Origin of the sequence: Campylobacter concisus, assembly GCF_003048555.1 — a bacterium.
Classification (GTDB): domain Bacteria; phylum Campylobacterota; class Campylobacteria; order Campylobacterales; family Campylobacteraceae; genus Campylobacter_A; species Campylobacter_A concisus_AO.
Genome location: NZ_PIRR01000054.1, coordinates 1 through 7,781, shown reverse-complemented (window position 1 = coordinate 7,781; position 7,781 = coordinate 1). Strand labels below are relative to the sequence as shown.

Annotated in this window: 5 protein-coding genes; all 5 read right to left on the bottom strand. The window is 34.8% G+C overall.

What is annotated here, in order from left to right; all coding sequences use genetic code 11:
• On the bottom strand, positions 1-420 hold a 420-nt coding region (locus CVS92_RS08175; RefSeq protein ID WP_107789111.1), incomplete at its 3' end, for a 4'-phosphopantetheinyl transferase family protein.
• A complete protein-coding gene (locus CVS92_RS08170; RefSeq protein ID WP_107789110.1) occupies positions 401-1,081 on the bottom strand; it encodes an ABC transporter substrate-binding protein in 681 nt (226 codons plus the stop codon). The genes CVS92_RS08175 and CVS92_RS08170, both read right to left, overlap by 20 nt.
• Before the next feature lie 66 nt (positions 1,082-1,147).
• Positions 1,148-2,002: a TPM domain-containing protein gene (locus tag CVS92_RS08165; RefSeq protein WP_159070356.1), complete on the bottom strand. Its 855-nt coding sequence runs from the start codon at positions 2,000-2,002 to the stop codon at positions 1,148-1,150.
• Positions 2,002-2,595, bottom strand: coding sequence for a LemA family protein (locus tag CVS92_RS08160; protein WP_107789108.1), 594 nt, complete (start codon positions 2,593-2,595; stop codon positions 2,002-2,004). The genes CVS92_RS08165 and CVS92_RS08160 overlap by 1 nt, the downstream gene beginning before the upstream one ends.
• Positions 2,596-2,695: 100 nt before the next feature.
• Positions 2,696-7,726 carry a retention module-containing protein gene (locus CVS92_RS08155; RefSeq protein WP_107789107.1) on the bottom strand — a complete coding sequence of 1,677 codons (5,031 nt, stop codon included), beginning with the start codon at positions 7,724-7,726 and terminating at the stop codon, positions 2,696-2,698.
• Between the last annotated feature and the right edge of the window lie 55 nt (positions 7,727-7,781).

The window sequence follows — 7,781 nt, the reverse complement described above, 5'->3', positions numbered from 1 at the left end:
GGTAGTACCAAGATCGCTAAACGATAAATTTTTAAGCTTTAAAATTGCCTCTTTTGCAGTATAAATTTCATAAAATTTTTGCGTTTTATCTTTTGCATTTGCCAAATTTTTGCTCTCTTCTTTTGTAAAGCAAAAGCTAGCTACTGCGTCAAAATTTCTCTGCTTTAGCTCTTCTACATCGACTCCGATCTTTTCTTTTGAAATGGCTAAAACAGCAATATTTTCTTTATGCGAAAGACAGATTTTACCTCTCATCTTTGTTTTAAATTTTAAGTAGCGAGATATTCTAAATGAGTTTTGTTTTATTAAATTTGGGTATTTTTTTACTCTTCTGCGATCTTTTTTATCTAGCATTTTTGGGCTAAATTTCTCACCGCAAAAGCTGATAAAAAGATGAATTTCACCCCTTTTTATAGGCATTTAATCTCTTTTTATAATTTTCATCAAACTCTAAGGCTTTTTCAAACTCAGCAGTAAATGCTCTAAGGCAATCATTTTTTTGCTGGTTTTCATCGCCAAATGATCTAATACGTGGTGTAAAAATGATCTTATCTTTTCTAAAATCAGCCTCTTTTAGATCAAAGTTTAAATTACTAATTTTGCTATTTAAGATATGCAAGGCACATTTTCTTGGCCCAAAGATAAAATTTTGCCCGTTTAAGGGCTTTAGGCCTCTTACTAAAACTCCGCCATAAAGCGATGGCTCGCTTTTAAAAGATATGTCAAAACCAAAGTTGTGAAAGTAAATCTCTCCTGCCTCACACTGCCTTTTGTAGGTATTTGCGTCAAAACAAGTATAAATTTCAAGCTCACTAAATTTATACTCTTTGCCAGAAACAATTAAAACTTTACTCTGCATAAGCTCGCATAAAAAGCTCTGAAATTTCTCGTCAAAAAACTCTTTAAAACCAGCAGTTTCAACTATCTCTTGTTTTATATTTTTATCTAAAATTTTAAAGTTATTTTGTTTGAGCAGATCAAATTTTTCTTTATCAAAATGACTTTGCTCTAAAAATTTACTAAGCACCGCCACTAGATCAAATTTAGCAAAATGGCTTTTAAGCAGCTCGCCAGCTAGCATCTTTGCTCCTAAGTTTTTATATATTTTAAAGGATTTGAGCTTTACAAGCTAATCTTTGATGAAATTTTACCAACTGCCACTTGCTCCACCTCCGCCAAAACCGCCTCCGCCGCCACTAAAGCCACCACCTCTTGAACTACTTGAATGACCGCTACCACTACTATTTGAGTCTGATCTATCGCGCCCGAAATCACTGTGTGTATTTTTGCTTTGAGCATTTTTTTTAAAGGCATTTTTTAAAATAATAAAAAATATTACAAATACAATGGCAAAGACAATGAAGTAATTTTTCACGCCAAAAAATTGCTCAAATACCGTAGATATCAGCCCTGCAAAACACACACTAAAGCCAATTCGCATAAAAAATTTACCTAAAAAGCCAGAAACAAAACACGAGATCATGCCAGCAAAAAAGGCAACTATTCCAAACGGTATCTCTTCTTCATCACTCACACTTTCAAATTCTTCGCCACTAGCTACCTTTATGATGGCTCTTATGCCCTCTATCGCGCCACCGCCCATATCGCCTTGCTTAAATTTAGGCACTATCACATCATTTATGATCTGGCTTGATATAGCGTCAGTTAGCACACCTTCGAGTCCATAACCAACTTCTATACGTACTTTTCTCTCATTTGGAGCGATTATTAAAAGCACTCCATTGCTGCTTTGTTTTTGCCCCAGCTTGTAGCCTCTAGCTATCTCAAGAGAGATCTCTTCTATACTTTTATTTTCTAGTGATTTAAGCGTCACGATAGCAATTTGCGTCGTACTATTTTGCTCGTAATTTTGCACTAAGCTTAAAAGCTCAGCTTTCTCATTTCTAGAGAAAATTTGAGCCTCGTCATTTATCTGCTCGTTAAAATTTATGGCAAAACAAAAGCAAAATGTAAAAAATAAAAGAGCAAAAATTTTCTTCATCATTTCTCAAATGAAACTTTTGGGTTTATCTTCTCTTCGTTGCTTATTTCAAGATTTTGTTTTGGCTTTAGCTCAGGATAAAAAGTACTTACTATAAATTTATTTGGAAAGCTTCTAAGGGCTACGTTATATTCTTTTACAGCTTCTATATAATCATACATTGCTACGCTTATGCGGTTTTGCGTACCTTCAAGCTGACTCTGAAGAGATAAGAAATTTTGATTTGCTTTTAGCTCTGGATAGTTCTCGCTAACTGCCATAAGCCTACCAAGAGCCAAGCCAAATGAGCTTTGTGCTGTCATAAATTCTTTCATCTTAGCTTCATCGCTAAGACCACTTGCATCAACGCTTACTTGCATACTCTTGCTTCTAGCATTTGCGACATCTTCAAAAATTTTTTGCTCATGGGCTGCGTAGCCTTTTACAGTTTCAACCAAATTTGGCACAAGCTCGGCTCTTCTTTTATATTGATTTAATACCTGCGACCACTTTGCATTTACATTTTCATCAAGTGCAACAAATGAATTTATATACTTAAAAGCACCAAAAGCAAGTGCAGCAATAACTATAATAACGGCTATTAAATTTTTCATATTTTCTCCTTTAAGGAGCAAATATTAGTAAAACAAGACTTAAAAAATAATGTGAGTTTGAGTTTGGAATGAGTGCGAATTTACGCACTCATTTTGGGGATTAAAGATCGGTGTGGATTTTGTCGTCTATTTGGATATGGATAGTTTTACCATTTATTTGATCTATGCTTGAGTAGCCTTTAAATCCAGCAGTATCATATGAATGATCTACTGTCCATTTATGAACTAGATCAACTTTTGTGATTTTATTGCCATTAGCATCAACATCACCACCTTTTATCTTAAGTACCGTATCAGGATTATCAGTGATATCAAGGATATTTTGTGCATTAAATTTGATCTTTGTTTCTCCTTTAAGCTCAAGGTTTTCAAAGCTTTCCACTTTTGAATCAAGATTAGCAATGCCTCTAAGATCAACTATTTGTTTATCAAACACCAAAGTATCATGACCTTCACCACCTTTCATATCTTTGCTTGCGTCAAATTTAACCGTATAGTTTTCAACGCCTATATGAAGTGGTTTATAAGGCTCGTAAGACTTGGACTCTAAGCCATCTGAAGTTTTAAGTGAGGCTTTAACATTTAGATCGTAGGCTGATCTTGCATTGATATCAAGCTCTTGGTCAAATGTACCTTTTGCTATATCTGCAGCTGATAAAGTATGTCTTACAGTCTTGGTTAGTGCATGGTGGTTGTCTGGATCAGTGTATTTAAACTCTACCGTATCTCCATTTCTAGCATCTTCATTAAGATAAACTTTAACCGTAGTAGATCTCTCGCCACTTTCTGAGGTTTTTATATCTTTATTAAACATGATACCTCTTATAGCATCGATTTCAGCATGTGCCGTATCGCTTACTGTTTTGCTCTCACCAAATGTGTCAGTTAGAGTAACTTCAGCTTTTGTTTCTTTATCAACTGCGATAGTAGCATCAAGATCAAGTGGAGTATCTCTGCCAAGCGTTTGTTGAGAATTATCATCTAAATTTTTAAGTGTAATTTTTCCATTTACATCTTTTCCCATAACTTCATAATGTTTAGTTAAGATAGATCCATTAGGATTTGTTATCTTAACATCTATCTTATCGCCTGCTATAACGCTTCCTGGGATAGAAACATGAACCTTTGAAATTTTACTACCTGACTCATCTCTTGAGATAATGCCATTATCATTTTTATCAGCAACTATGCTTACACTTAATCCCGCTTCACTTAAAGGTGCAAGTTTAGCTTTTGCTTCACTACTAGTTGTAGTCTCAGCACCATTTGTTATAGTAGCTACTGCACTAGTTTCACGACCTGGAAGCATAGCAACGCCAGGAATTTTTATAGTATTGTTTGCTAACTGTGTAGTAACATGAGTAGTATCATCTGTAAGTGAAATTTTACCATTGGCAGTTTTTGAAACTGTGTAATTTATTGTCCTATCAGCCGTAGTACCATCGGCTTTAGGCTCTTTTATAGTTACTGCTATCTTATCGCCATTTGTGACATTATGCGGCACCTGAACGCTTATAATTGTCTTTTTTATATCATTGTCCAAAATAGCTTCATCTCTGTCTATTACATTGTCTCTACTTGCATTATCTTCAACAAATTCAATCTTTAAATTTTTAGTATCTACTGACTCCAATGTAGCTTTAGCTATTTTTGTTACTCCATTTATAGTAGCTTCAACCACTGCTGGATGATCTTTATCGATATGAACATTAGAAATTTTTAGATTATTATCTGTTGGAAGTAATTCAGTGTGATTATCTGGAAATTTTAGAGTAATGCGATTGCCGACATTTGAAACAACAGTATATTCTTGTTCTACTCCACCATTTACCTTAACTTTTATAGTATCGCCACTATTTACAGTGGTTGGGATTTGAAGTATTGCCGAAGTGGTATTTAAATTTCCATCCTTCATGGCTTCATCTCTACTTAGAACTCCATTTCTATCTTTATCCTCATCAATAAATAGCCTAAAGCCTGTTCCAGAACCGCTACCTTGAGCATCAAGCGTAATATCGCTATTTGTCTCAACCTTATCAGCACCAGTATTATCAGTAACCTTGGCATTAATGATAGTCTTATGATCTTCTGTTAAGCCAAGTGTATATTTGACCACCTTATTGCTATCAGCATCATCGGTAATATCAAGCTCTTCACTGCCATTTTTGGCTATCAATTTGCCGTTATTGTCTTTTACTATCTCATATGTCTTGGTCGTTTTATTGTTTGGCGTGTCTTCGTTGTGTGACTCTACTATTAATTTATCACCTAAAACAAAATTTGAAGGAAGCTTGATAGTTGCTATAGTAGTCGCTCCAGTTGCCTCTGTGCTGCCCAAAATACCATCATTATTGGTATCTTTTTCAAAAGTTATCTCCATGTCTTCATGAAGCTTTTCAAGAGTATTATGATTTTGAGCTTCGGCCTTCTTGCCGCCACTTGCATCGGTGGTCTCAGTAGTTACATTGATGGTCTTGCCAGCAATGATCTCTACGCCAGGAATTTCTATCTCATTTTTATCACTTGCAGTTATAGAAGTATGAGTAGAAGTATCTTCTAGTATGATTTTACCGCTTGGATCTCTACCTGTAACCTTATAAGTTTTAGGTGAAGTGCCATTATCTATTTTTACAGTTACCACATCACCAGCTATAACATTATTTGGCACTTTTACTATCACTGTCGTTTTATGTAGGTCGCCATCTGGGTCCTTACTCTCTGCTCTCGTTAAAGATACGTTACGGTCAGCATCCTCTTTGAAATATACCGCCATATCGTTTATATTTGAGATAGTAACTGTGCTTGTATCTTCTGCATGCTGAATACCATCTTTATCTTTTATCTCAGCTGTTACTTTAGTTTCTAGACCAGTTGCTGTTTTAATGCCAGAAATTTTAAAGCTTCTACCATCTGTTTCTGTATCTATTTTATTGCCATCGCTATCTTTTACAAAGAACTTACCATTATTATCTTTTCCAATAGTGTATTTTATTTCTCTAGCAGTAGCTTCATTTGGCTCTTTTATAGTTACAGTTAGTTTATCTCCACTTACTGCATTTTTAGGAAGCTTGATAGTAACTGTTGTGCTATCAAAACTATCTTTGCTGATAGCTTGCTCTCTAGTCATAGTTTTAGCTCCACCAGCTTCATCAAAGATAACTTCAGGTTTTTTTACATACTCTAAACTAGCCGATACTTCTGACTCATTTATAGATGTATGTCTATTTGGATTTAAATTTGTAACTTTGGCCTTAATAGTCGTATCTTCTCCATGCTTTAGCTGTATACCAGAAACATCAATGGTATATTGATTGTCACCTGATTTTATCGGTGTTAAAACATTAGAAGTTCCATTTTCTGTTACACTAGTTACGACACCTTTACTATCCATATGTATAGTAAATTCTCTTGTATAAGTTTTAGAAGGATTATTTACAGGATCATCAGGATCAGGTCCAGTAATAGTTAACGTAAGCTTATCGCCATTATCAATTTTATTTGGCAGAGTAATCCTTGCTGTGGTTTTATTTACTTCATTGTCATCAGTACTTTCTTGTCTTGAAATTTCATGAAGAGTCTTTTCTTCTGGTAATGTCATTTCTAAATTTCTACCAATAGGCATTACACTATCTTGATCTGACTCTTCGCTTTTTCGAACATTGTTTTTATCTACCACATGAACACTAGCTGATGTTCTTACATCTGGAAATATCGGAAGAGATGTATTTACTTTTTGATTATCAATCATCTCTTGTGTAAGAGAAATTTCTTTTGTTGTATCTTGCCTAGTTAGTGGATCGGTATAAGTTATAACGATTTTATCGCCAATAACTACATCTTTTGGTAGAGTTATTTCTACTGTCGTACTTCTAAAGTCATTGTCTTTACTATTTTCTTGATCATTTAAATAACCATCACCATCTTTGCTGTCTTGATCCTCTGTAAATGTCAAAGTCGGCTTCACATCAAGAGTAGTAGAGTCACTTGCAGTTGCACTTATCATTGTGTTTGTACGATCTGATACAAAAGCTTCCACTTTTGAAGGCTTACCATGTTCAACTGGCATATTACCTATCTTATATCCATTATTTATTATGTCTTCATTAATAGTTATATTTCTAGGCTCGGTTGTGCCATCAGGTTTTGTCAAAGTTACATGAAGTATATCTCCAACAATCACATCTTTTACAGTTATAAGTACTGGAGTTTCATTTAGATTGCCGTCTTTAGCATTTTCAGTATATGTCAATAGATTATTATCAGGGCTGTTATCTTCTGTAAATTTAACCTCTGGAGCACTAAAGCCACTTGAAGTTACGCTATCTTCACTTCTACCACTAACATTTCCTTGAAAATTTGTAATAGTTGCATCAACTTTTGAAATTTTACCAGTCTGTATTGGAGCATCAAACTGATAACCATTGCTTATGATAGTTGGAGTGATAGGAATTGTTTTATTTTCAGTATTACCATCTGGCTTAGTTATAGTGATATTTAGTATATCTCCAGCCCTTACTGTGCCATCATTTGGAATTGTAATAAGAACTTTTGATGTATTTAAATTTGTATCACGTGCATGCTCAACCCTGCTTAAAGTACCATCGTTATTAAGATCGCTTATAAAAGTTACAAGAGGATTGCTTGGGATTATAGTATCATCTCCACCATTGTATCCGCTTATTGGGCTATCGTATGATGCAAAAGCTCTGTTTGTATCACTTAAATTTCTATATGTTGCATTAATGTTTGAGTAGTGGCCACCCTCAGCAAATTTAGCATCACCTAGGCTAACACCATCTCCACCACCAGCAGCAGTGTTTCCACCAGCAGCAGTCTCTTCAAGTTTTGTTAGATCTCCACCATTTAAAATAGCATTTTGCAAATCACTAACATCTGCCAAGCCTTCCGCGCCTATGGTGCTTTGATTTAACGCAAGTGTATCATTGCCTACAATCGTAATCTCTTTTCCATTATTTGAAACGATTGTTATTTTATCAGCGGCATCACTTGTCTTGATACTCTCCCCCATATAAAGGATGTCACCTACTTTTAGCTCTCTCTCATTTCCGTTTTGATCGATAGCGACCGCCTTGCCACTAATAAATTTTACTACTCCAGCTTCTTTAGCCAAGATTACTCCTTATTATTATTTTTTGTATTATTTAAATTTTTACGTGATTATATAC

Bases quoted from the DNA above. Each gene is read 5' to 3' on its own strand.
- CVS92_RS08170 (WP_107789110.1), bottom strand. From the start codon at position 1,081: ATGCTAGCTGGCGAGCTGCTTAAAAGCCATTTTGCTAAATTTGATCTA.
- CVS92_RS08165 (WP_159070356.1), bottom strand. From the start codon at position 2,002: ATGAAGAAAATTTTTGCTCTTTTATTTTTTACATTTTGCTTTTGTTTT.
- CVS92_RS08160 (WP_107789108.1), bottom strand. From the start codon at position 2,595: ATGAAAAATTTAATAGCCGTTATTATAGTTATTGCTGCACTTGCTTTT.